18 protein-coding genes, 1 tRNA gene and 1 pseudogene are annotated in these 25,782 nt (G+C 61.5%); 6 read left to right on the forward strand and 14 right to left on the reverse strand.

All coding sequences use genetic code 11. The features are described 5' to 3' along the window. The 7 genes from WH91_RS09720 to WH91_RS09755 all read right to left on the reverse strand — a co-directional run bounded on the left by WH91_RS09720 (nt 1) and on the right by WH91_RS09755 (nt 8,886). Nucleotides 1–1,845, reverse strand: coding sequence for a methyl-accepting chemotaxis protein (locus WH91_RS09720; protein ID WP_082102090.1), 1,845 nt, complete (start codon nt 1,843–1,845; stop codon nt 1–3). Nucleotides 1,846–1,927: 82 nt separating this feature from the next. Continuing rightward, nucleotides 1,928–4,042 carry a HAMP domain-containing methyl-accepting chemotaxis protein gene (locus WH91_RS09725; RefSeq protein WP_046170782.1) on the reverse strand — a complete coding sequence of 705 codons (2,115 nt, stop codon included), beginning with the start codon at nt 4,040–4,042 and terminating at the stop codon, nt 1,928–1,930. Next, nucleotides 4,039–4,539 (reverse strand): chemotaxis protein CheW, encoded by a 501-nt coding sequence (locus tag WH91_RS09730; RefSeq protein ID WP_046170783.1) that lies wholly within the window; start codon nt 4,537–4,539, stop codon nt 4,039–4,041. The genes WH91_RS09725 and WH91_RS09730 overlap by 4 nt, the downstream gene beginning before the upstream one ends. After that, nucleotides 4,536–6,575 carry a chemotaxis protein CheA gene (locus WH91_RS09735; RefSeq protein ID WP_046170784.1) on the reverse strand — a complete coding sequence of 680 codons (2,040 nt, stop codon included), beginning with the start codon at nt 6,573–6,575 and terminating at the stop codon, nt 4,536–4,538. The genes WH91_RS09730 and WH91_RS09735 overlap by 4 nt, the downstream gene beginning before the upstream one ends. Beyond that, nucleotides 6,572–6,940, reverse strand: coding sequence for a response regulator (locus WH91_RS09740; protein ID WP_046170785.1), 369 nt, complete (start codon nt 6,938–6,940; stop codon nt 6,572–6,574). Before WH91_RS09740 ends, WH91_RS09735 begins: the two co-directional genes overlap by 4 nt. Continuing rightward, nucleotides 6,937–7,278, reverse strand: coding sequence for an STAS domain-containing protein (locus tag WH91_RS09745; RefSeq protein WP_046170786.1), 342 nt, complete (start codon nt 7,276–7,278; stop codon nt 6,937–6,939). The genes WH91_RS09740 and WH91_RS09745 overlap by 4 nt, the downstream gene beginning before the upstream one ends. A 561-nt stretch (nt 7,279–7,839) precedes the next feature. Next, nucleotides 7,840–8,886, reverse strand: a complete 1,047-nt coding sequence (locus WH91_RS09755) for an HD domain-containing phosphohydrolase (protein WP_046170788.1) — start codon at nt 8,884–8,886, stop codon at nt 7,840–7,842. 270 nt (nt 8,887–9,156) lie between these two features. Between WH91_RS09755 and WH91_RS09760 the strand changes: the two genes are divergently transcribed. From WH91_RS09760 to cysG, 5 genes and pseudogenes are all read left to right on the forward strand, one after another. After that, nucleotides 9,157–9,230: transfer RNA gene (locus WH91_RS09760), tRNA-Gly, on the forward strand. 1,086 nt (nt 9,231–10,316) lie between these two features. Continuing rightward, nucleotides 10,317–10,907, forward strand: a pseudogene (locus WH91_RS09770) ((2Fe-2S)-binding protein); the annotation flags it as partial. Between the two features lie 178 nt (nt 10,908–11,085). Then, complete coding sequence (locus WH91_RS09775; RefSeq protein ID WP_046170791.1) at nt 11,086–11,676, forward strand: ANTAR domain-containing response regulator; 591 nt, start codon at nt 11,086–11,088, stop codon at nt 11,674–11,676. 8 nt (nt 11,677–11,684) lie between these two features. Next, the gene (locus tag WH91_RS09780; RefSeq protein WP_046170792.1) at nt 11,685–12,911 is read left to right on the forward strand and encodes a CmpA/NrtA family ABC transporter substrate-binding protein; all 1,227 of its coding nucleotides are present in this window, start codon (nt 11,685–11,687) and stop codon (nt 12,909–12,911) included. 237 nt (nt 12,912–13,148) lie between these two features. Further along, complete coding sequence (cysG, locus tag WH91_RS09785) at nt 13,149–14,603, forward strand: siroheme synthase CysG (protein ID WP_244542317.1); 1,455 nt, start codon at nt 13,149–13,151, stop codon at nt 14,601–14,603. Here the strand turns inward: cysG and mce are convergent. From mce to WH91_RS09810, 5 genes are all read right to left on the reverse strand, one after another. After that, nucleotides 14,593–15,003: a methylmalonyl-CoA epimerase gene (gene mce, locus WH91_RS09790; RefSeq protein WP_046170793.1), complete on the reverse strand. Its 411-nt coding sequence runs from the start codon at nt 15,001–15,003 to the stop codon at nt 14,593–14,595. The two genes, cysG and mce, sit on opposite strands and share 11 nt — an antisense overlap. Then, nucleotides 15,000–17,120 carry a methylmalonyl-CoA mutase gene (gene scpA / locus WH91_RS09795; RefSeq protein WP_046170794.1) on the reverse strand — a complete coding sequence of 707 codons (2,121 nt, stop codon included), beginning with the start codon at nt 17,118–17,120 and terminating at the stop codon, nt 15,000–15,002. The genes mce and scpA overlap by 4 nt, the downstream gene beginning before the upstream one ends. A gap of 162 nt (nt 17,121–17,282) precedes the next feature. Further along, nucleotides 17,283–19,301 (reverse strand): acetyl-CoA carboxylase biotin carboxylase subunit, encoded by a 2,019-nt coding sequence (locus tag WH91_RS09800; RefSeq protein ID WP_046170795.1) that lies wholly within the window; start codon nt 19,299–19,301, stop codon nt 17,283–17,285. Beyond that, nucleotides 19,298–19,726 (reverse strand): endonuclease domain-containing protein, encoded by a 429-nt coding sequence (locus tag WH91_RS09805; protein WP_046170796.1) that lies wholly within the window; start codon nt 19,724–19,726, stop codon nt 19,298–19,300. Before WH91_RS09805 ends, WH91_RS09800 begins: the two co-directional genes overlap by 4 nt. A 166-nt stretch (nt 19,727–19,892) precedes the next feature. Then, entirely contained in the window at nt 19,893–21,425 is a 1,533-nt protein-coding gene (locus tag WH91_RS09810) for an acyl-CoA carboxylase subunit beta (protein ID WP_046170797.1), read from the reverse strand. 120 nt (nt 21,426–21,545) lie between these two features. On the opposite strand from WH91_RS09810, the gene WH91_RS09815 reads away from it, so the two are divergent. Further along, nucleotides 21,546–22,589 carry an Ldh family oxidoreductase gene (locus WH91_RS09815; protein ID WP_046170891.1) on the forward strand — a complete coding sequence of 348 codons (1,044 nt, stop codon included), beginning with the start codon at nt 21,546–21,548 and terminating at the stop codon, nt 22,587–22,589. On the opposite strand, the gene treY is transcribed toward WH91_RS09815, so the two are convergent. Beyond that, nucleotides 22,586–24,997 (reverse strand): malto-oligosyltrehalose synthase, encoded by a 2,412-nt coding sequence (treY, locus tag WH91_RS09820; RefSeq protein ID WP_046170798.1) that lies wholly within the window; start codon nt 24,995–24,997, stop codon nt 22,586–22,588. The two genes, WH91_RS09815 and treY, sit on opposite strands and share 4 nt — an antisense overlap. 32 nt (nt 24,998–25,029) lie before the next feature. Next, nucleotides 25,030–25,770 carry a FadR/GntR family transcriptional regulator gene (locus WH91_RS09825; RefSeq protein WP_046170799.1) on the reverse strand — a complete coding sequence of 247 codons (741 nt, stop codon included), beginning with the start codon at nt 25,768–25,770 and terminating at the stop codon, nt 25,030–25,032. Nucleotides 25,771–25,782: the final 12 nt, after the last annotated feature.

Here is a 25,782-nt window from a genome sequence, read left to right on the forward strand (position 1 = left end):
TTATGCCGCGCCGCGGCGGCTGAATTCGCCGTCGAGAGCGTCGGCTCCGTCATCGAGGTCGAGGTCGAAACCGCCGCCATTGGCGGAGCGGCCCACGTGTTTGGCTTCACTCATCTGGGGCGCGCCGGCCATGATCGCATCACGTAGACCGGCACGGGCCGGCCGGGACTTGGCCTGAGCCTGCGCCACGACCTTAGGTTGCTGGCGGGCGTCGATGCGGAAGTAGCTGATGGCGGCCTGGAGCTGTTCGGCCTGGCCGGCCAACTCCTCTGACGTCGCCGACATCTGTTCGGCGGCCGAGGTATTCTGCTGGGTGACCTTGTCGAGCTGCTGGATGGCGGTGTTGATCTGGGCTGCACCGGCATTCTGCTCGCGGCTGCCGGCGGAGATTTCTTCCACCAGTTCAGCAGTACGCTGGATGTCGGGGACCAACTTGCCGAGCATTTCGCCGGCGGACTGGGCAGCCTTGACCGTGGTGCCCGAGAGCGTCGAGATTTCGGCAGCGGCAGCCTGGCTGCGTTCGGCGAGCTTGCGCACTTCGGATGCCACGACCGCAAAACCGCGGCCATGTTCGCCGGCACGAGCGGCTTCCACCGCGGCGTTGAGGGCGAGCAAGTCTGTCTGGCGGGCGATTTCCTGCACAACCATGATCTTTTCGGCGATGGTCTGCATGGCGGTCACAGCCTTGTTGACCGCTTCACCCGAGGCGATGGCGTCGGCTGCGGACTGACGGGCGATCTTTTCGGTCTGGCTGGCATTTTCAGCCGACTGCTTGATGGTCGAGGCCATTTCTTCCATCGAAGCCGAAGCCTCTTCGGTCGAGGAAGCCTGTTCGGTAGCGCCCTGGCTCAGCTGTTCGGCAGTTGCCGACATTTGCTGGCTGCCAGCAGCGACGTTGTTGGCGGCCTGCCGGGCATCACCAATGACTTCGCGTAGCTTATCGAGCATGCGGACTAAAGCCAGACCCAGCGTATCCTTGTCGGACAATGCGACAGCTTGCACTGTCAGGTCACCATTGGCGATCTGGTCGGCAACACCTGCGGTGGTGCGCAGGTTCTGGGTCATCATGTTGAGCGCGTCGACAAGCTCCTCCACCTCATCACGGGATGTTACAGTTGCGGTAGCCGAGACATCACCAAGCGCCACAGCATTGGCCAGGCCGATGGCCGATGCCAGGTTTCGCTTGATAGTGTTGGTGACGAGCACAACGATACCGATCGCGACGAGGGTAACAATCAGCGCGACGCCAAGGATCATCAAAGTGAGGAATTCGAACAGAGACTGGCCTTCGCTCCGCAGCGTTTCTGCCTGAACGAGCTGATACGACGAAAGTTCGTCAATCGTGGCATCGACGGGATCAGTGGCGCCGTAAAGCTGGGTTCCAACAAACTGCTGCAGGGCCGGCATGTTGCGGTTTTCAAGCAGTGTCGCCAACTCGGCGATTTTGGGCATGGCACCGGCCAGTGCCGTCTTGACCTCGGCAACCAGCACCTGTTCGGCGTCCGTCATCTGCGTGCCGAGATAGGAGTTCCAATTTTCATCGATGGCAGCCTGAGCGCCCTCGATACTATCGCTACCCTCCGACCAGGTCATCTGGCCGCCAGCTACCTTGCTTGCCGCACCGACAACGTCGGCAAAGAAGGCGTCCGACACGGTCTTCAACTGCTGGAGCGGCACAACGCGATCATCATAGATCGAGGCCATTTGGACGGCCATCTGACTCATGCCGAAATATCCCATACCACCAACGGTAATGGCTATGGTCAACGCAGACGCCAGCTGAACCATCAGTACCTTGGCCGATATGCTGGAGAATTTTGAACGCCGGGAGGAATGAACAGTCATCGCAAATCTTCTTTATGGCATGACGTATTGAGGAAGGCGGTGCCGCGACTGGGGCGCGGCACCAATCGTTCACGTCCGGAGATCAGGCAGCACTGCGCCGAGTAAAGTCGCCGTCGAGTTCGTCGTGACCGTCGTCCATGTCCAGATCGAAACCGCCGCCATTCGACTTGGCCGGCTTGCGGGTCGCGACATGGGGTGCGCTGGCCATAATGGCTTCACGAAGATCGCGGCTGGCTGGTGCCTTGCCCTTGGACTTTGCCTTGGCGGGAGCGGCAGCGGGAGCGGCAGAAGCCTGTTCGGCACGACCATCGATGCGGAAGTAGCTGATGGCGGCCTGGAGCTGTTCGGCCTGGCTGGCCAACTCCTCGGAGGTAGCCGACATTTCCTCGGCTGCCGAGGTATTCTGCTGGGTGACCTTGTCGAGCTGCTGGATCGCCGTGTTGATCTGGGCGGCACCGGCATTCTGCTCGCGGCTACCGGCGGAGATTTCTTCCACCAGTTCAGCCGTGCGCTGGATGTCAGGGACCAGCTTGGCCAGCATGTCGCCAGCAGATTGGGCAGCCTTGACCGTGGTGCCGGAGAGCGTCGAGATTTCGGCGGCGGCAGCCTGGCTGCGTTCGGCGAGTTTTCGAACCTCAGAGGCGACAACCGCAAAGCCACGGCCATGTTCGCCGGCACGGGCGGCTTCCACCGCGGCGTTAAGGGCGAGCAGATCGGTCTGGCGGGCGATTTCCTGCACGACCATGATCTTTTCGGCGATGGTCTGCATGGCCGTCACAGCCTTGTTGACCGCTTCACCCGAGGCGATTGCGTCGGCTGCGGACTGACGGGCGATCTTTTCGGTCTGGCTGGCATTTTCAGCCGACTGCTTGATGGTCGAGGCCATTTCTTCCATCGAAGCCGAAGCCTCTTCGGTCGAGGAAGCCTGTTCGGTAGCGCCCTGGCTGAGCTGCTCGGCGGTTGCCGACATTTCCTGGCTACCGGCAGCAACGTTACGGGTTGCGGTGGTGACTTCGCTCACCACTTCGCGCAGCTTGCGGGTCATGCCGTTGAGGGCGTCGATCAGGTCCTTGATTTCGTCATCACCCTTGACCGAAGCAGTGGCGCTGAGATTGCCGTCGGCAACTTCATTGGCCAGGCGAACGGCGCTGGTGAGAGCCTTGGAGATCGACATGACGATCCAGGTGGCGGCAACCAGAGCGATCAGCGCGGATGCGACCAGCAGAGCGATCAGCATTGTGCGGGTCGAATCGTAGAGTTGCTGAGACGTCGCGAGCGCATTCTGGACCACAATGCTATTGCGCTCCACGATTGCATCCAGGAGCGTGTTGGCCTGGGCCCGCAGTGGGACGGCAGTATTGGTCAGGATGCTGTTAGCGTTGTACTGCGAGCGCTCGGAGGCAGCCGCATTGCCCTTGTTCATTGCGGCAAAGAGCGCGTCGACATCGGCGCGGAAATCGTTCGCCAACGCGGCTTCGGCGGGACCGACCTGGCGAACCAGGCGATCCACATTGGGCTGAATGCGTTGAAATGCGCCGTTGAAGTCGGCGAGCCACTGATCTTGCTTAGCTGGATTGTTGGAGGCAAGCAGCACATTGCGATGCTGACGAAATGCGTCGCTGGAATCCAAGAACAGGGAGCTTGCAGTTTCATAGGCCGGGAAGGCGGTTTGGTCGCCAGCATTAACGCGAGCGGCCAGTGCGGGCAGTAGCTTGCCCATCGTCTCTTCCACCGCAGTGATCGCCGCGCTACCTTCAGAGGTGGTTATAGCAAAGGCGGTGGTCTCGGTGTTCTTGATTGCCTCGGTCTGAGCTTGTTCCAACGCTGCCCAATAGGCGTCGATGGTCGTGATGAAGCCATTCATGTCGGTGACGTTGTCGGGATTGGTGAACTTGAGCACCAGATCATGAGCGCTTGCGCTCAAATCGGTGTAGTTCTGCTGCATGGAGGCCTGTAGCTTCTCCATGGCCGGTACGTCCGTGCTCAGGATCATCGCGCGGATGTCGCTGGCAATGGATGTCATCTTGAACTGGATCTGCTTCAGCCCCTGGGATCGTTGCACCGGACCATCAATCACGCTGCCCATGGACGCGTTTATATTACCCAGGCCTTGGAGTGCCAGGAACATGCTGGCGCCCGATAGCGCGACCACGACGGTGAACACCGCCGCCAGTTTTGTCTTGATAGTCAGTCTCATGACGCAGACCTCTCTTCTGATGCTGCCAGATGCGCGCTTCTGGCGCCCTGTGTTTCGAAAATTCGTCCCAGGTTGGGGATAATGATGAAGCCGCCATTGCGCTTGCCGATGCCCTTGATGAATTCGGGGCGCCAGCGCATGCCGACCTTTGGAGCGTCCTCGATGGAGGCCGCTTCGATGTCTGTGACGTCATGCACTTTGTCGGCGAGAATGCCGGCAATGGTGGGCTCGCCGTCGATGTCGATTTCCATGACGACGATGCGGGTGTCCTGGTTCGGCTCGGGCCGATCCATGCCGAACATGACGCGGAGATCGGCCAGGGGCACGACGCGGCCGCGCACATTGATCAGCCCAGCGACGAACTCGGGTGCATTGGGCACTTCGGTGATCGGCACCAGGTCGAGTATTTCGCGGACGCTGCCGGCCTCGACGGCGAACAGTTCGTCCTGCAGCCTCAGTGTGAGCGCTTTCATCGGCGCCTTTGGTGCACTGCTCATGCTGCTCTCCCCTGATCGACATAGGTCTGGCCGAAGGCCACGAGATGGGCGGTATCGAGGATCAGGGCCACCGTGCCATCACCGAGGATGGTGGCGCCCGAGAAGGACTTGATGCCCGAATGCAGCTTGCTCAACTGCTTGATGACGGTCTGGTTGTTGCCGATGATCTGATCGACCACGAGGCCGACGCGACCTTCGCCGGACGAGACGATGACCACCTTCTGGTGCGGCTCGATGGGAGCCTTGGTGCCAAACACCTCGCGCATCCGCAGGAAGGGGACGAGACTGCCGCGGATATCGAGGAAATTGCGCCCACGCGCATTGGCCTCGACCCCATCGGGCAGTTCGACGCATTCTTCCACGGCGGCCAGCGGAATGGTGTAGCGGCCGTTGCCGACCCGCACGAGCATGCCATCGATGATGGCCAGCGTCAGCGGCAGGCGCAGGGTCATGGTCGAGCCCTGCCCGGCCTTGGTGGTCACATCGATTGAGCCGCGCAGGCCATCGATGGTCCGCTTGACCACGTCCATGCCGACGCCGCGCCCCGAAAGCGAGGTCACTTCCTTGGCAGTCGAGAAGCCGGGCGCGAAAATCAGGTGGTTGAGTTCCTGCTCGGTCAGCTTCTGCTCGGGGGTAATGATGCCGTTCTCTTCGGCCTTGGCGCGGATGCGCTCGGCATTGAGCCCGGCGCCGTCATCGGTCACCGAAATCTTGACTTCGGCACCGGCATAGACCGCCGAGAGACGCACCGTGCCCTTGGCTTCCTTGCCCGCCGCGAGACGCTTGTCAGCACTTTCAAGCCCATGATCCACCGAGTTGCGGATCAAGTGGACCAGCGGATCGGCAAGGCGCTCGATCATGGTCTTGTCGAGCTCGGTATCTTCACCTGTGGTGACGAACTCGATTTCCTTGCCCAGATCGCGCGACAGGTCGTGAATCAGGCGGCGGAAGCGGCCGAACAGCGTGCCGATCGGCACCATGCGGATGCCCATTGTGGTATCGCGCAGGCCCGAGCTCAGGCGTTCGAGCTCTTCGGCAATGGTCTTGAGATTGCCGTCCTGGCTCATATTGGCGATCTGGGTCAGGCGGGCCTGGGCAATCACCAGTTCGCCGACACGATCCATCAGTTCGTCGAGGCGTTCAGCATCGACACGCATGGAGGAGGAAGCCGCAGGCGCGGGCTCCTTGTCGGCAACTTTGGCCACTTTGGCCCTTGGAGCCGGTTCCGCTGCAGCCTTGATCGCTACGGCAACGGGCAATTGCACCGCCGCGGCTCCTTCAGGCACGGGCTCGGATGCGGGCGCGGCAGCCTCTTCCGCCAGCGGCTCGACCGACAGCTCCATGCCGTCCTTGAGGAACAGGAAGACGTCGTCGATAGCTTCACGCGGATCGTCGGCGACCATGTCGATCTGCCAGCCGATATAGGGGACTTCCGGGTCGATGACATCGAGCGACGGAATGGTGTCGGTCAGCGCCACAACGGTACAAGGACCCAGCGCGCGAATCTCGTCGAGCAGCAGCAGCGGATTGGTGCCATAAACCAGTGAATCACCCGGCAGGCGGAAGCGGATGCGCCAGCGCTGTTCGCCAGTAGCAACCGGAGCTGCCTCGGCAATGGACGCGGCCGGTGCCGGAGCCTCGTCGAGGACGATGTCGGCACCCGTGCCGCCAGCGATGACGATGCGGAGCGCTTCGAGAATAGCCTGGCCGCCGGTTTGCGGCGCATCGGGCTCTTCGATCAGCTTATGAATATGGTCCTTGGCATCGAGCGCCACGCCGATCAGTGCGGGCGTCGCCGGGGACTGGCCCTTGCGCACCTGGTCGAAGGCGGTCTCGAATTCGTGCACGAAGGCGGCAACGGCGGTGAAGCCAAACATCGCGCCAGAACCCTTGATGGTGTGGAGGGCGCGGAAGGTGGAATTGATCAGGTCGTCGTTTGCGGGGTTCTGCTCCAGGTCGAGCAGGCCGAGTTCGAGCTGCTCCAGCAATTCCCGGGCTTCCTGACGGAATGTTTCGGTGGGATCAGGGAAGCTCATGCGCCGGTGACCTTCTTGATCACCGACAGCAACTGGTCCTGCTTGAACGGCTTGACGATCCATCCGGTAGCACCGGCTTCCTTGGCCTGACGCTTGAGTTCGTCGTCGGACTCGGTGGTCAGAAGGATGATCGGAATGCCCTTGCTGGAGGGATGCTGGCGATATTTGCGGACGAACTCGATGCCGTTCATCACCGGCATGTTCAGATCGGTAATTACCGCATGAATGGTGTTGGAGATCGCCTTGTCATAGCCGTCAGAGCCGTTGATGGCCTCGATGACATCAAGCCCGGCGCTGGTCAACGTCATCGAAACCATCTGACGGATGGAGGCTGAATCATCGATGGTGAGGATGGTCTTGCTCATGCTGCCTTGCCCTTGGCTGGTGATGGGGTCCAGAAATCGCCGTCCGGCGTCAGTGCGCGGCCTTGGGCATCGAGAAACCCGGTGTGCGTCAGCAAGTCGCGCAGCACGCCCTTGGGCTTCGCGGTGAGGCGCAATGACTTGCCCGAGGCCTGCGCCAGTTTGCTGGCGGCCAGAAGAAGTTGAATTGTAGTGATATCGGCGCTGGTGATCGCGTCTGTCGCGATGGCGATTTCATCTTGCGTGGAGATGGCATGGCGCAGTGTAACGGCGAGTTCCTGGGCCGCCTTCAAGCCGGCATCGCCGGTAATTTCGACAACATGGGCGCTATCTCTGGTCATGGCTATGACCGAGCCCAAAAGCACAATAGGCAGTACATAATGTTACGCTACCGATGGATGGATTGGAACGGGGCCCGAAGACAGTCTGTTTCCAGACCGCAAAGGCTCGTTCAGACGCTGTTTACTACTTCGAATTCTCGCACCGTATTCCCATCCGATGCATTACCATCCGTATCGAAAGTTGATTAAGGCCATCTTACTTCGCCTTATTTTCTCCATACATTTATATGCTTGAATTTCGCGCTAAATATTTCGGTCGTGATTCAGAGTCATTGCAACAAATCGTCGATTGTCTTGAATCTTGATTCACCCAAGCTGAGTCTTCGATTCAGGCGGCAGAGTCCCCCCGGAGTCTCTGCTCAAGTAATACTGAAAGTAATTCTCCGGCAAATATTTCGACCGGCCCATAAACTGGCTCAAAATATCCTTCGCGTGCCGAATGACGACACAAATTTTGCCGTCGCGGGAATGCGCATGGAACAAATGCAGCCCTGTGATCCAGCCAAAAAAGCAAAGGCGCGCCATTTCTGACGCGCCTGACAGTTCATCGAAAAGACAGTCTTAGAAGCCGACGGCCTGGTTGACGTTGCCGCCCATGATGGCCTCGATCTCTGACCACTTGGTGCAAAATGAAGCAACACACGCCGGATCGAAGTGCGTGCCGCTACAGGCAAGGATCTCGGCATAGGCCTTGTCGATCGGCCAGGCCTTCTTGTAAGGCCGCTCGGAACAAAGCGCGTCGAACACGTCGGCAATGGCCACGACACGCGCCTCGATCGGAATATCAGTGCCGGACAGCTTGTCGGGATAGCCCGCCCCGTCCCAGCGCTCATGATGGCTCTGGGCAATCAGTTCGGCGATCTTGATTAGCTCAGAAGAGCCGTTCTCCAAAATCCGCGCGCCGATGGTTACATGCTCGCGCATGATACCGAATTCTTCCGGCGTCAGCTTGCCCGGCTTGCCCAGGATGGCATCGGCAATGCCGATCTTGCCAATATCGTGCAGCGGCGCCGCCAGGTAGATGGTGCGGCAACGCTGCGGGCTGAGCCCGATGCCGCGGGCAATGAGTTGGCTTATCTGGGCGACGCGCGAGACATGCCCGCCGGTATCGCCATCACGATACTCGATGGCGCGCGCCAGCCGCCAGATGATCTCTTCCTCGCGCTGCAGCAGATGGGCGGTGGCCTGCTCGACCTCGCGCGCCAGCCAGTTGGCACGATCGGCCAGTTCCACCTGTGCCGCGCGCAGGCTCAACAGGTTGGCGACGCGCGCCTGCAGTTCGGTTGGATCAAAAGGTTTGTTGACGAAATCGGTGGCCCCCGCACGGATAGCCTCGATGCGGGTGTTCCTGTCCATATCGGAGGTGACCATGATGATGGGCACGAGCCGATAAGAATCGCGGGCCCGCAGCGCGCCGGTGAACTGCACGCCATCCATCTCAGGCATGATGTGATCTACCAGCACCAGATCATATTGCGTTGCCAGGCTGCGTTCGAGAGCATCGAAGGGATGGGTGCAGCTATCGATATCCGCATTGGTCGCGGCCTTCACAATCGTTCCGATCATGGCAAGGCTCGAACGGCTGTCATCGACAATCAAAACACGCATATCCGCCCCGGATTTTGCGCCAGACTAGGTAGAAGCCGTTATGCAGCCGTTAATTGCATCGACTTCCAATGGATAAAACCGACGTATAATTACGGCTGGACTGCAATAGCCTGAGTTACGCCGCCGCAGCAGTGCCGGCGTGGCGCTCGACTGCCTGTCTTTGAACACTGGCACGGCGCGATGCGAGATCAGCAACCCCGTCCCCGTCGCCCGAAGACAATCACCACCGCCTTGACGCCTAGACGGATTTCCAGCATCTAGTACCTGCATGCGGGTGTAGCTCAATGGTAGAGCAGAAGCTTCCCAAGCTTACGACGAGGGTTCGATTCCCTTCACCCGCTCCATGGTTTGAATGCTTGGCGATAGCTCGGCTACTTTTTCACTTCTATTCCACTCTGCAATTTTAGCTTATGACGAACCTCTAATCGGTTGCGCCGATAGCGAGGGGGTCACGATCCCACATGAAATTCTGAATGTCCGGGTGACGTTCGAGGTGCTTAGCAAATCGCGCACTCATCACAGTGATACCATGTGTAACATAACAGGGCTGGTAGTACTCTTTTACTTCGGTGCACGTATAAGTCGCTTTGCGGAGCTTATCTCGCGATTGGAACTTGAAGGGCACGATCATCTTGTACCCCATGTCGATCCAATTCTTGGGTCGTCCCACGGCGTACGGCCGAAAGTTGCCGCACAAATATAGCTCGTTCGAATGAATGCAGGTCATGCGTACATTCAAGCACGAGCCTACAAACGTGCAAGCGAGGGGTGTGGATAACTATGGACGTATTCGTACACCTGTAATCTGACGTACGGCAGCACATGTAGTTTCTCGTAAGCTAGTCGCAGTGCGTTCGAGTGCTTCGGTAGTCGGAGTACGAAACGCACCTGTTCGTATGTATCGGCTCTTCATAACGATGTCGGTCTGCTCCATGTAGGCAAACACCTCCAAATCCTCGTCCATGAGATCGAAGCCGAGAGCAGTGACGCGCTTCCTCATGCGTTTGATGTCGTGCCGAAACTTCTTTTCCAAGTCCTCGACCGTATGGGCGTGTAGCCGGAGATAGGTTTTGAGGAAGAGTTCGATGGCGTGAAAATAAGAAACGAAATCGGGGCGTGAGCGTGAGTGGTTCTCACGTTCGCGGCTTCGAGCGCCTTGGCAACATCGTGATAGGATCGGGCGTAATGATAGAGGCCGACGGCGGTCGTTCTGTCGTCGTCAGTCTTAAAAGGGTCTGCCAATCTTCACTCCTTTTTCACTCCCAAATCACGTGGTTATAGGCGAGAAACCATGAGGAAGCTAAGCGCAGGAAATGCTGGGGGCACAATGATGTCACCCATCACTGCATCATGGTAAGCCAATGCTTTCCGATGTCTATTTTTTGTGCGCTTCGTCTCGGGAATCATCGGTTCTCCGTTGAATGAGCGCCGTGCTGGCCAGGACGCTGGTTGGCGCGAGGGCATCCTACCAGGGCTCGGTGACCTCGACCAAGCTCAAGGTCACCGGTATCGATCTGTTCTAGGCCGGCGATTTTGCCGAGGCGCAAGATCGCGAGGAGATCGTGCTGCGCGATGCCGCCGCCGGCGTCTACAAGCGGCTCGTTCTCAAGGACAATCGCATCATCGGCGCGGTGCTTTATGGCGAGAGCGCCGATGGCCCGTGGTATTTCGACATGCTCAAGCGCGGCGTGGATAGGCGCGAACTGCGTGACACGCTGATCTTCGGCCAGGCCTATCAGGGCGGCAGCCCGCTCGACCCGACCGTTGCCGTCGCCGCCCTGCCTGACGAAGCCGAAATCTGCGGCTGCAACGGCGTGTGCAAGGGCAAGATCACAGGTGCCGTCACCGTCAAGGGCCTGACCACCCTCGGCGGCGTTCGCGCCCACACCAAGGCCTCGGCCTCATGTGGCTCCTGCACGCATCTGGTCGAACAGTTGCTGCAGGTGACGCTGGGCGACAGCTACAATCCGGCCTCGCTGCAGCCGATGTGCGCCTGCACCGAGTTGGGCCACGATGACGTCCCGGCCGGTACCATCCGTCCCGTGGCCGAACGGCTGCGCTTCTGGCAAACCACCAGTCTGGTGCTGGTCTGCGCGGTCGGCGTGTTGCTGCTGGTTTTGGCGGTGCGCTGATGCAAGCAGCCAAGCCATGCAGTCATAAGTGTTGTCCCTGGCGTCCCGCAGTGGATAACTGCTGCCGATGAGTGCATCCGAGCTTTCGATCCTGATCATCGACGAAAATCGCATCCGCGCCTCCATCATCGAGGACGGGCTGCGCGAGGCTGGCCATATGCGCGTCGTGGTGCTGCATGACGTCAATCAGGTGGCACGAACCATTCAGGACAGCGATCCGGACGTGATCGTCATCGACCTCGAAAATCCCCAACGCGATACGCTCGAGCATTTTTTCTCGCTCTCCAAGGTCGTGCAGCGTCCTATCGCCATGTTCGTCGATCGCTCCGATGGCGCGATGATCGAGAAATCGGTCGAGGCTGGCGTCTCCGCCTATGTTGTCGATGGCCTGCGCAAGGAGCGGGTCAAGCCCATCCTCGACATGGCGATTTCGCGCTTCAACGCCTTTGCCAAGCTGCGACAGGAACTCGCCGATGTTCGCAGCGAGCTCGAAGATCGCAAGCTGGTTGATCGCGCCAAGGGCATTCTGATGAAGACGCGCGGCGTTGGCGAGGCCGATGCCTATGCGCTGCTGCGCTCCGCAGCCATGAACCAGAACCGCAAGCTGGTCGAGATCGCGCAAAGCCTGATCACCGCGGCCGACCTGCTCGGACCATAGGAAGAGCCATGTCCACCACCCGTTTGACCGCCGGCTTCCTTCCTCTGTTCGACAGCGCTCTCTTGGTGCTGGCCCGCGAGCGCGGCTTTGCCGAAGCCGAAGGGCTGGATATCAATCTGGTGCGCGAGACTAGTTGGGCCAATATCCGCGACCGGGCCGCAATCGGGCATTTCGAAATTGCACAGATGCTGGCGCCCATGCCGCTTGCTGCCAGCCTCGGCCTGACGCCAATTCCAACACCCATGATCACGCCGGTGGTGCTTGGCCTTGGCAATAATTGCGTTACCGTCAGCGACACACTCTGGCAGGCCATGCTGGCAGAGGGTGCGCCGGGAAATCTGGTGGCAGGACTGACCGGGCTGGCACTGGCCAGGGTCGTTGCCGCATCGCCGCGCAAGCTGCGCTTCGGCGTGGTGCACCAGACCTCGTCGCATAATTACGAGCTGCGCTACTGGCTAGCCGCCAGCGGCGTGCATCCCGATCGGGATGTCGAAATTGTCGTACTGCCACCGCCGCTGCTACCCGATGCCTTGGGCGCCGGAGGCATCGATGGTTATTGCGTCGGCGAGCCATGGAACAGCGTCGGCGTCGCCACCAAGGGTGCGCATATCGCTACGGTGAAAGCATCGATATGGCAGTCGAGCCCCGACAAGGTTATCGGCATGCGTGCCAGTTGGGCGGAACAGCACCCCGAGCTGGTCAGCGCCGTGATCCGCGCCATCTACCATGCCGGAGCGTGGTGCGCTGACCCCGCCAACCATGACGAGGCTGCCCACATCATGGCCGGCCCGGCCTATCTCGATCAGCCTGTCTCCCTCGTGCGTCGGGCGCTGTCCGGCGCGCTGGATACGGGCGCCGGCGTTTCGCAAACCGTGCCTGGCTTTTTCGTGCCCCATGCCAGCGCAGCCAACTTCCCTTGGCAGAGCCACGCGCTCTGGTATTACAGCCAGATGGTACGGTGGGGCGAACTCAAGGGCAGCCCGCAATCGGCTGCGATTGCCGCTGCCAGTTTCCGGCCGGACCTGTATAGGGCTGCCCTGGCGCCGCTTGGCGTCGATTTGCCACTGGCCGACAGCAAAATCGAAGGCGCCCGGCAGCAGCCCGAACAGATTGCCGGCGCCCCCTCGCCTGTGGCCATGCTGCCAGACCGGTTCTTTGACGGCGCAGTGTTCGATCACGACCAGCTCGGCGCCTATATGGCTCGCCAGCAACAAGCCGATCTGCCTGCCACATAGGCAGTCCGCTGGGCGATTGCGCATCGGCGAGATAAGCCGTGTTTGGTTCGCTTCAGCCAAGCCACTGGCAAAGCGTGGCTTTTCGCCGAGACCTCGGTGGCACGAGTTATGCATAGCCTGGGCCACTCGGTGTCCAGTGACGGGCACCACAGGCAAAGCCGCCAACCGCTGCATCCGGGTCATCGCGACCGGGGTGCAGCGGTTGGCGGCTTTTCATCTTCCGTGGAGTTGAAACACATGGCCCGTTCCGCATCCATCGAGCTCGTCCCGACGCAACGCCTGCCAGACCGCATGGCGCCGCTCGCGGTTTTGCCGCTGTTCCTCGACCTGCGCGGCAAGCGCGCCGTCGTCATTGGCGGATCGGAACCAGCCTGCTGGAAAATCGAGCTGCTGGCGGCTGCCGGTGCGCAAGTCGATGTGTATGCGCCCGTGGCAGACCGCTGCAGCGAGCTGGAGGCTCTGGCCGATCGGGTCAACCTTATCGACCGCCACTGGTGCGCAGCGGATCTGCAAGGTGCGGCTTTTGCCGTGGCAGACATCGAGCATGACGACGAGGCCAAGGCGTTCGTAGAGGCGGCGCATGCCGCCGGGGTGCCCTCCAATGTCATCGACAAACCGGAATTCTGCCAGTTGCAGTTCGGCGCCATCGTCAACCGCTCGCCCCTCGTGCTCGGCATCTCGACCGCTGGCGCCGCGCCGATCCTCGGGCAGGCGGTGCGTCGCCGCATCGAGATGCTGCTGCCGCGAACGCTGAGCGACTGGGCCCAACTTGCTGCCACCATCCGCCCAAAGGTGATGGCACGGCTACCGGCCGGCCCCTTGCGCCGCGCCTTCTGGGAACGCCTTGCCGAGCAGGCTTTCGGCCCGGCCGCCCCAGAAGCCGAGGACCACGACGCTGCGCTGCTAGCGCCGGCACCCAGCCATGGCCGCGTAACCTTGGTTGGTGCCGGCCCCGGCGATGCCGATCTGCTTACCATCAAGGCAGTCCGTGCCCTGCAGTCGGCCGATGTGATCCTGTTCGACGACCTGGTCTCGGGGGAAGTGCTGGAACTGGCGCGGCGGGAGGCCAAGCGCATGCTGGTGGGCAAGCGTGCCGGACGCGACAGCTGCCGGCAGGAGGATATTAACCAGACCATGCTGAAGCTGGCCCAGCAGGGCAAGCACGTCGTTCGCCTCAAGTCCGGCGACCCGATGATCTTCGGCCGCGCGGGCGAGGAAATCGCCATGCTGGAACAGCACGGCATCAGCGTCAGCGTGGTGCCAGGGATCAGCGCAGCGCTGGCACTGGCCAGCGGCCTCGGCATATCGCTAACCCACCGCGATTGCGCTCAGGCCGTGCGCTTCGTCACCGGACATTCCCGCAAAGGCGTGTTGCCCGACAACCTCGATTGGCGCTCGCTGGCCGATCCCGCCACCACCAATATCTACTACATGTCGCGCCGCACCCTGCCCGACATTGTGCAACGCCTGCTCGACGGCGGCATGGCGCCCACGACCCCCGCAGTCATCGCCAGCGATATCAGCCTGCCAAACCAGAAGACCTGGCGTGGCACTATCGCGGACTCGACAACAGCTGCCACGGATTTCGACCTGTCATCCCCAACGCTATTCGCCGTAGGCACTGCATTGGGCCTGAAGGCCGCGAGTGAGGTGTATTACGAGCAACCGGCGGCCCTCGCCGCTAGCCGCTGACCTGTTCCAGTTCGATCAGCGTGCCGTCGAAATCCTTTGGATGCAGGAACAACACCGGCAGCCCATGCGCGCCGGTCTTGGGCTTTCCATCGCCCAGCACCCGCGCTCCACCTGCTGTCAGCGTCGCCGCAGCGGCAAGAATATCCGGCACCTCAAAGCAGATGTGATGCATGCCACCGCTGGGGTTCTTGGCAAGAAAGGCCGCAATCGGCGAGCTTTCACCCAACGGCTCCAACAGCTCGACCTTGCTGTTGCCGGTGTCGATAAACACCACCGTCACCCCATGCTCCGGCAGCGCCTGCGGCTGACCGACATGCGCGCCGAGCAGGTCACGATAATTCGCCGACGCAGCCGCGATGTCGGGCACAGCGATGGCGATGTGATTGAGGCGACCGATCATCGATTGCTCAGCCTTCCCTCGATCTGGCTCAGCACCGAAAACGCGGCGCTCAACACATTGGTGCCCGGGCCGAAAATGGCCGCAACACCGGCGTCGAGTAGAAAATCATAATCCTGTTCGGGGATGACGCCGCCGACGATGACGGTGACCTCGCCAAGTTCGCGATCCTTCAAGGCATTGATCAATTCAGGCACCAGCGTCTTGTGCCCCGCGGCCAGCGATGACACGCCGACCGCATCGACCTTGAGCGCGTCGACATGTGCGGCGACTTCCGGCGCCGTCTCGAACAGGTCGCCCATATGCACCGAAAAGCCCAGATCGGCGAAGGCGCTGGCAATCACCTTGGCGCCCCGATCATGCCCATCCTGCCCCATCTTGGCGATGAAGATCGACGGCGCTCGGCCCCGAGCCGCCTTGAAGCTCTCGATGCGGCCGGCGATGGCGGCAAATTCGGGATCGTCGCCATACCCCTCTGCATAGACGCCCGAAATAACGCGGGTGACCGCGGCGTGGCGGCCAAACACATCTTCCATTGCCAGGGAAATCTCGCCCAGCGTCGCCCGCGCCCGCGCCGCCTCGATGGCCGCTTCAAGCAGGTTGCCCTCGTCCTTGGCCGCATATTCGCGCAGTGCCGCCAGCAGCGACTGGCATTTCGCCTCGTCACGGCTGGCCCGGATGCGCTGGAGTTGCGCCACCTGCTCCAGCCGCACCTTGGCATTGTCGATGTCGCGCACCTCGATGGGGTCTTCCACGTCCAGCCGATAGCGGTTGACCCCGACGATGACATCCTCGCCGCGATCCACCCGGGCCTGGCGCTGTGCCGCCGCCTTTTCGATCTCAAGTTTCGGCCCGCCCGACTGCACCGCCTTGGTCATGCCGCCCTGCGCCTCTGCCTCGCCGATCAGCGCCTTGGCACCGGCGACCAGCTGCGCCGTCAGCGCCTCGACATAGTAAGACCCTCCGAGAGGGTCGACCACGTCGGTAATGCGCGATTCATGCTGCAGGATGAGCTGGGTATTGCGCGCGATGCGGCTCGAAAACTCCGTCGGCAGCGCGATGGCTTCGTCGAAGCTGTTGGTGTGGAGGCTCTGCGTGCCGCCCAGCGTCGCGGCCAAGGCTTCGATAGTGGTGCGCACGATATTGTTATGCGGGTCCTGCTCGGTCAGCGATACGCCCGAAGTCTGGCAATGGGTGCGCAGCATTTTCGAGCGCGGGTCTTTCGCCCCAAGCCCGGTCATGATCTCGCTCCACAGTTGCCGCGCGGCGCGCAGCTTGGAAACCTCGAGAAAGAAGTTCATGCCGATGCCGAAAAAGAAGCTCAGCCGCCCGGCAAAGGCATCGATATCGAGCCCCCGCGCTTGGGCCGCGCGGACATATTCCATGCCGTCGGCCAGCGTATAGGCCAGCTCCTGCACCGCCGTCGCCCCGGCCTCGTGCATGTGGTAGCCCGAGATCGAGATCGAGTTGAACTTGGGCATGTGCCGCGCCGTATGGGCGATGATGTCACCGACGATCCGCATCGAAGGCTCCGGCGGATAGATATAGGTATTGCGGACCATGAACTCCTTGAGGATGTCGTTCTGGATGGTCCCCTCCAGCTTGCCCTGCGGCACGCCCTGCTCTTCGGCCGCCACGATGAACATCGCCAGCACCGGGATCACCGCGCCATTCATGGTCATCGACACGCTCATCTGATCGAGCGGAATGCCGTCAAACAGCACCTTCATGTCCTCGACCGTGTCAATGGCCACTCCGGCCTTGCCGACATCGCCGATGACGCGCGGATGGTCGCTGTCATAGCCGCGATGGGTCGCCAGATCGAAGGCGACCGACAATCCCTTCTGCCCCTTCTCCAGCGCCTGCCGGTAAAACGCATTGCTCTCGCGCGCCGTCGAAAACCCGGCATATTGCCGAATGGTCCACGGCCGGTTGGCATACATGGTCGCCCGCACGCCGCGGGTAAACGGCTCGACGCCGGGTGTTTCTGCATTGTCACCGAAGTAAACCGGCTTGACGGGGATGCCGCCATAGTCGCGGTCAAGCGACGCGACCTGAGTATCGCGCAGTTCCTTTTGGGCGAGCGTGGCCCAGTGGGCGAAGGTGGCTCGTTCAGTCATGCGCTATTCTCCCGCATCCACCGAACGGTACCTCCCCCTTGACGGGGGAGGCTAGGTGGGGGTGTCGTTTAGCCCCGATGGGGCCAAACGCCCCCCACCCTTGATCCCTCCCCGCAAGGGGGAGGGTGTCGACTGGACTATCGAGCGCGAAATCCAGCACCATCACACCGCCTCGAATTCGAGGATGACCGCATCCACCGCCAGCACCGCACCGGCCACCGCATGCACCTTGCTCACCCGCGCCCGCTTCTCGGCCTTGAGCACGTTTTCCATCTTCATGGCCTCGACGATGGCCAGCGTCTGGCCATCCTCGACAATATCGCCTTCGACAACATCGATCCGCACCACCTGCCCCGGCATCGGGCAGAGCAGGAAACGGCTCATGTCGGGCGGTACTTTCACCGGCATATGGACCAGCAACGCCGCGACATGCGGCCGAACCACCATCACCTTGAGATCGGCACCGCGATAGCGGATGCGGAAACCAGCGGTGGTCGTCGCGACCTTAAGCACCGAAGCCGGCCCGGTCGACCAGGCAATGCTGGCCAGCGTGCCACCCGGCTGCCAGTCGAAGCCATTCGCCGTCAGCGCAGTGTCGAACAGGTTCAACTCCCACACACCCGCCGGATCGAGCCGATGCAGTTTGACCGGGATCTGCTCGCCGCCGATGACCACGACGAATTCGCCATACAGTTCGGACGTCGAAACTAGTGGTGTATGCGCCACCAGCCCTTTCCGATCCTCCTGCAGCAGCCGCATCATCGCCGCTGCCGCCACCACTTCGATCAACCGCCCACGCGGCAGTTTGGCGCCATGGAAACCGTCGGGAAATTCCTCGGCGATGTAGCCCGTCGTCAACCGCCCCTCGCGGAAACGATCCTGATCCATCACCGTGGAGAGAAACGGCAGGTTGTTGCCGACCCCTTCGACCTCGAAACTGTCCAGCGCCGTGGCCATGGCGTCGATTGCCTCAAGCCGGGTCGGCGCCCAAGTGCACAGCTTGGCGATCATCGGATCGTAAAACGTCGAAATCTCGCCGCCTTCGAACACACCGGTATCGTTGCGAACCGCCAGCGTTTCGGTGGCAAACTCCTCCGGTGGGCTGTATCGGGTCAGCCGCCCAGTGGACGGCAGGAAATTGCGATAGGGATCCTCGGCATAGAGCCGGCTTTCGATGGCCCAGCCGTTGCGCTGCACCTGGTCCTGCGTCAGCGGCAGCTTTTCGCCATTGGCCACGCGCAGCATCAGCTCCACCAAGTCCAGCCCGGTGATTAGCTCGGTCACCGGATGCTCCACCTGCAGCCGCGTGTTCATTTCGAGAAAGTAGAAATTGCGCTCGCCATCGACAATGAATTCAACCGTGCCGGCGCTGGTGTATCCCACCGCCTTGGCCAGCGCGACCGACTGCTCGCCCATGGCTTTTCGCGTTGCCTCGTCGAGGAAGGGCGACGGCGCCTCCTCGATGACCTTCTGGTTGCGGCGCTGAATCGAACATTCGCGCTCGTTGAGAAAGAGCACGTTGCCAAAACTGTCGCCGATCAGCTGGATTTCGATATGGCGCGGCTCGGTGACGAATTTTTCAATGAAAATCCGATCGTCGCCAAACGACGACGCGGCCTCGGATTTGGAGCGCTCAAAACCCTCCCGCGCCTCGGCATCGTTCGAGGCGATGCGCATGCCCTTGCCGCCACCGCCGGCCGATGCCTTGATCATCACCGGATAGCCGACGGACTTGGCAATCGTCACCGCGTGCTCGGCATCGTCGATCAGGCCCATATGGCCCGGCACGGTCGAAACACCCGCCGCCGCCGCCAGTTTCTTGCTGGTAATCTTGTCGCCCATCGCCTCGATGGCCTTCACCGGCGGCCCGACGAAAATGATCCCGGCCGCCTCCAGCGCCGCCGCGAACTTCGGATTCTCGGACAAAAATCCATATCCCGGATGCACCGCCTGCGCGCCGGTCTTCCGGCAAGCCGCAATGATCTTGTCGATCTGCAAATAGCTGTCCTTGGCCGGCGACGCCCCGATATGCACCGCCTCATCCGCCATCCGCACATGCAGCGCCTCGCGGTCGGCGTCGGAATAAACCGCGACGGTCGCAATGCCCATGCGCTTGGCAGTCTTGATGACGCGACAGGCGATTTCACCGCGATTGGCGATGAGGAGTTTGGTGATTGTCATGCTGGCCTCGATGGTGGAGCGACCACCGGGTCGCACCCTCCCCCTTGCGGGGAGGGCTGGGGAGGGGGATTGCCGCGAAGACGCGACGGGTTGGACCCTAGTGCCGCAACGATGGTGTCAAACACCCCGTCGGGATTGTGCAGCACGTCATCATTGGTGAACCGCAACACCGCGAACCCACGGGCATTCAGATACTCGTCGCGCGTTCGGTCATTGGCCAGAGCGATGTCGCCACCATGCGTGTCGCCGTCCACCTCAATGACCAATTGCCCATGAATGCACGCGAAATCGACGAAATAGCTGCCGATCTGCTTCTGCTTGCGAAAATGGTAACCGCCGGTGCGGAGCGACCACAACAACTGCCATAGCGCCCTTTCGGCAAGCGTGGGATTGGCGCGGAGTTTCTTTGCGAGTTCGATGCTCATCGGGCGCCGCACAGATCTCGCCACGGCCACGAAGCGGTACCTCCCCCTTGACGGGGGAGGCTAGGAGGGGGTGCGAGAGCCCCGATATTGGGACTAACCGCCCCCCTCCCTGACCCTCCCCGCGCGGGGGAGGGTGTCGACTGAAACATCTTCATCCTCGCCCCCTTCACAACGGAATATTCCCGTGCTTTTTCTTCGGCACACTCACCGTCTTATTCCGCAATGTCGAAAACGCCCTGATCACCCTTCTTCTCGTCCCATGCGGCATGATCACGTCGTCGATAAACCCACGCTCCGCCGCCACGAACGGATTGGCGAAGCGCGCCTCATAATCCGCCGTACGCTGGGCGATCTTGTCCTTGTCGCCCAGTTCCGAGCGATACAAAATCTCTGTCGCCCCCTTGGCGCCCATCACGGCGATTTCGGCTGAGGGCCAGGCGTAGTTCACATCCGCCTTGATGTGCTTGCTGGCCATCACGTCATAGGCGCCGCCATAGGCCTTCCGCGTAATCACCGTCACCAGCGGCACGGTGGCTTCGGCATAGGCGAACAGCAGCTTGGCGCCGTGCTTGATGATGCCGCCGTACTCCTGCGCCACGCCGGGAAGGAAGCCGGGCACGTCGACGAAGGTCAGGATGGGGATTTCAAAGCTGTCGCAAAAACGGATGAAGCGTGCGGCCTTTTTGCTGGCGTTTATATCCAGGCAGCCTGCAAGCACCAGCGGTTGATTGGCGACGACGCCGACGGTATTGCCGTCGAGCCGGATGAAACCGCACAGGATATTGCCGGCGTGGTCCTGTTGGATTTGGAGGAAGTCACCCCCGTCGGCGACCTTGTGGATCACCTCGCGCATGTCATAGGGCTGGCTGGCGCTGTCGGGGATGATGGTATCGAGCGAAGCGTCGTCGCGGTCGATCGGATCATGCGTGGGCAGGCGCGGTGGCTTCTGGCCAGCGGCCAGCGGCAGGAAGCCGAACAGCCGGCGCACTTCGAGCAGCGTTTCGATGTCATTGTCGAAGGCGGCATCGGCCACCGAAGAGATTTTCGTATGCGTCGAAGCGCCGCCGAGTTCTTCCTGAGTGACGGTCTCGTTGGTGACGGTTTTGACCACGTCCGGGCCGGTCACGAACATGTAGCTGGTGTCTTTCACCATGTAGATAAAGTCGGTCATCGCCGGCGAATAGACGGCCCCGCCGGCACAAGGCCCCATGATCACCGAGATCTGTGGCACCGCGCCCGAGGCCTGCACATTGCGCCAGAACACGTCGGCATAGCCTCCGAGCGAGGCCACACCTTCCTGGATGCGGGCGCCGCCGCTGTCGTTGAGCCCGATAATCGGCGCGCCGTTCTGCAGCGCCAGGTCCATGACTTTACAGATTTTTTTGGCATGGGTTTCGCTGAGCGAGCCGCCGAACACCGTGAAATCCTGGCTGAACACATAGACCATCCGGCCCTCGATCATGCCCCAGCCGGTCACCACGCCATCGCCCGGAATGATGGTGTCGGCCATGTCGAAATCCGTCGCCCGATGGGTGACGAACATGTCGTATTCTTCGAAACTGCCGGGATCGAGCAGCACGTCAAGGCGTTCGCGCGCCGTCAGCTTGCCCTTGCCGTGCTGCACATCGATGCGCCGCTGTCCGCCACCAAGCCTCGCCTGCGCGCGCTTGTCTTCGAGTTCGGCGATGATTTTCTGCATGGCGACAAGGGTCCGGTGTTGGTGCCCGATCCGACCACAGCGCGGCGCTATTTCCAAGACGGCAAAAGACATTGTTGCTAGTTCTGAACGCCATAGGGAAATGAGGAGGCAGACTTGGCTATCGACAGTGCAACCACCATCAAGGTGCCCGAGGCCGTTCTGGCCGAGCGGGTCGCTGCCGCCCTGCGCGAGGCCGGGGCCAGCGAGGCATCTCTCGCTGCTGCCACGCGCGCCATGCTGCATGCTTCGAGACATGGCGTGGATAGCCATGGAGTGCGGCTGACCGAGCATTACTGCCTGATGCTGGCGGGTGGGCGGCTCAACAAAAATCCGCAACTGCAGATCGATCACAAGGCCGCGGCCAGCGCTGTGGTCGATGGCGACGACGGGCTGGGGCACTACGCGGCCTATCGCGCCATGGAAGTGGCCTGCGAGATGGCGAAGACTTCGGGTATTGCCGCCGTCGGGGTGCGCCGCTCGTCCCACCTCGGCGCAGCGGGCGCCTACGCGCTGGCCGGCGCCGAAGCGGGTTGCATTGGCTTTGCCACCACCAATACCGATTCCATGGTGGCGCTGTTCGATGGGGCGCAGCGCTTTCATGGCACCAATCCGCTGGCTTTTGCCGCACCGGTGCCGGGGCAAAAGCCATGGTTTGTCGACATGGCGACCTCGTCCATTCCGATGAACCGGGTGCTGCTGCATCGATCGCTCGGCACGCAATTGCCCGAGGGCATTGCGGCCAACGCCGAGGGCATTCCGGTGACCGATCCGGCCGAGGTGAATATGCTGCTGCCGCTTGGCGGCGCCGATTATGGCTACAAGGGCGCGGCGCTGGCGGGCGTCGCCACCCTGCTCTCGGCGATCCTGATGGGCACGACGCTCGATACCGACTTCATCCCGATGTATGATGCCGAAGATACCTCGACGCCGCGCAATATGGGACACTTCTTCATGGCCATCGACCCAGGGCACTTTGTTGGGACCTCGGCATTTGGCGACGGCATGCTGCGCTATCTCAAGGGCCTGCGCGGTGCTCCTGCCCGTCCCGGCGGCCAGACCATGGCACCAGGCGATCGCGAGTGGACCATTGCCGAGCAACGCGTCGTGGCGGGCATTCCCATTGATCCGGACACGGCGCGGTTTCTCGGGCTGGCTGAGTTTTAGCGATAGCCGACGAAGATCGATGCCATCGCCGGTGAAGCCTTGGTGTAGCCGAGAGCACTGCTCCAGTCGCCAAGCCCCTCAGGAATGACGACCGGCTTGCCGTCTGCTGTGAGATCAGCAACGATCAATAATTCGTTGTCAGCATTGGCGCGACGGAAGGCGATGGCGTCCGGTCCGCAGGGGATCGGCTCATAGCTGCCGCGGGCAAACAGGTCTGGCAGCTTCTGGCGCAATTGCAGCAATCGCTGCGTCAGCACCAGCTTGTCGTCACGCGGGCCGGCTGGAGCCGCAAGCCGCTGCTTGAGACCGGCAAAATCCACCGGGCGCCGGTTGTCGGGATCGACGAAACTCTGCTCCCAGTCCTCGGCACCGCGATAGATGTCCGGCATGCCCGGCACCGTCAGCTTGAGCGCCGCCTGTACCAGCGCCTTACGCAGTCCGGTCTGCAGGATTGCCGCGCGATCCTGCTCGAAACGCGCCATGAAATCCCGGTTTGCCAGTGTCGCATCGATGAACGCGTCGACACCGCTCTCGTATTCCGTATTGTTGACGCCCCAATCGGTCCGCTCGCGCGCCTCGCGCAGGGACTTCATCATGGCGCCCTTGATGCGCCTGCCAAAGTCATCCGGCGCGCCGAAAGATGGCCAGCCGCCGAGCAACAGCTGGAAAAACAGGTACATGTCGTTTGGGTGGATCGGGTTAGCGGCCAGCAGATCCCGCCAGCCCTTAACCGCCCGGTCCCACTCTGCCGGGTGTTCTGAGATGGCGCCGACAATGGCGCGGATATCCTCGCCGCGCTTGGTGTCATGCGTCGAGGTGCCGAGCATGGCATCGGGGCTTTCCACCAACCGGCGCTGGTTGGCATCGTGGAACGCCGCGACGCTTATGGAGAAGCGTTCGGGATGGGCGCCGACCTCATTTAGGGCCACCAGACGGTGGTGGCGATACACGGCGGTGTCCTCGAGCCCCTTGGCCATGGCCGGGCCGGTGTATTGCTGGAATTTTCCGATGGCGGTGATGACCAGGCGCGGATCGTATTCAGCGCCGAGATGGCCACCGAGCAGTTCTTCGAGGAAATCTAACAGTTCCGGCGCAAAATTCGGCTGGGTCTTTCGAGCCTTGGCGATGGCGAGACCAATTTCGCGACGGTCGCGATTGGAGACCCCGCTGTCGTCGATATAGGTGCGATAGACGGTGAGGTGGGCGATAACTTCGCGCATTGCCTTGCGCAGCCCGTTCTCGGTCAGGTCGCGGGTTTCAGAATGCGACCAAGCAACAGCGGACAGATGCCGCGCCAAAGCTGCCAGTTCGGCTGCCAGCTCATTGTCCATCACCCGCAGCTTGCAGCTGTATTCCAGACCGACCGGGTCCGGCACCGGGCCGATGAAATCGGCATAGGTTTGGGTTAGGGCCGCTTCGGCATCTTCCGGGACCAGCAGCCGCGTCAGCAGGGCGCCGAATTCATAACCGGTGGTGCCGTCCACCGGCCAGTCCGGCCGCAACCTTTCGTACGGCGCGAGGATTTTTTCGATGGCCAGATAAATCGGCCGCGGCGACTTGGCGCGCAGGTTTTCGATATAACCCTTGGGGTCGAGCAGGCCGTCGACATGGTCGATGCGCAGGCCCTGCACCAGTCCTTCCTCGATCAGCTGGAAAATCAGCTGATGGGCATGGGCGAACACATCGGGCCGGTCGATGCGAATGCTGGCGAGGTCGCTGTTGATGAAAAAGCGACGATAGTTGATCTCGTCGGCCGCGGCGGAATGATGCACCAGCCGCCAGTGCTGGCGCTGGATCAAGGCGTCGAGCGCGGCGTGTCCGGACGGTTCCGAAAGCGCGGCTATCGCCGCGTTCAGACTACCGTAAGTCTCGTTCAGAATCCGTTCATCTTCGGGCCGGAGCGGCAGCTTTTCGCTGCCATTAGCCCAGATTGAACCATCTGCACGAAGCTCGATATCGCCCGCAGCAAGTGCCTCGGCGTAGCTTTTGCCTAGGAACGGGACCAGCAATTTTCCCGACATTTCCGCCCGCGGCGGGTTCCAGTCGATGTCAAACCAGTCCGCATATTTGCTGTCGGGACCATGCTTGAGCACATCCAGCCACAACTCGTTATGCGCCCCGCCGACGCCCATGTGATTGGGCACAAAATCTAGAATAACGCCCAGTCCCGCAGCCTGGACGACGCCAACCATCTGGCGGAACTCATCAATCGTCCCAAGCTCCGGATTGATCCGCGCATGATCCACCGTATCGTACCCATGCGTACTCCCCGGTCGCGCCATCAGGATCGGCGACAGGTAGACGTGGCTGATACCCAGGTCAGCCAGATAGGGCACCAGCGCCGTAGCACCGGCAAAGGTGAAATCCTGGCTGAGCTGGAGGCGATACGTGGCGCGGAGGGAGGTCATGCCAGCGCAACGGCAGGTAAGCCGCTTCGTTCCTACGAAAGTGCCGCCACTACACAAGCTTCGTCGAGATCGATGACCTGTTCGACGATCATACCAGCGCCAGCTGAATCACTGTCGCCAATGGCGGTTACCAGCGCGGTCAGGGTTTCCAGCGACGCCTGCAGGTAAGCCTCTGCGCCGGTCTTGCCGACCTGGCGCAGTGCCAGCGCCAGTGTCAGTTCAACGATGCCGGTAACCGAGCGCAGAATGGCATTACCCGATGTATCGGCCACTGCGCGGTGGATTTCCAACGCGGCGATACCATGGTTTTCGAGATCGCCACCAGCCGAGTCCATCTGGTGCAGCCAGTATTTCATGACGCGGATATTCTCGGCGGTGCGGCGCTGCGCGGCCAAAGCTGCAGCGCGGGTTTCGAGCGCCCGACGCACATCGAACAGGCTTTCATAGAAGCGCCGGTCTGGCTTGGCGTAATAGTGCCATGAGAGGACTTGGGGATCAAAGAGGCTCCAGCGGCTGGTGGGTGAAACGCGCGTGCCGACCTTGGGCCGCGCCTCGACCAGGCCCTTGGCTTCGAGCGTCTTCAGCGCCTCGCGCAGCACGGTGCGCGAGACGCCATAGCTTTCCATCATCACCGCGTCGCTGGCGAGGATCGAGCCGACAGGAAACTTGCCTGTGACGATGCCCAGACCGATTTCGTTGATGACGAAAGTGTGGAAATTCCGTGCAGCGGGTCGCCCTGAAAGTGAGCGAATAAGGCTGCCTGCTTCGATCATACCAGAACCAGT

It is taken from the genome of Devosia psychrophila, assembly GCF_000971275.1.
Lineage (GTDB): Bacteria > Pseudomonadota > Alphaproteobacteria > Rhizobiales > Devosiaceae > Devosia > Devosia psychrophila.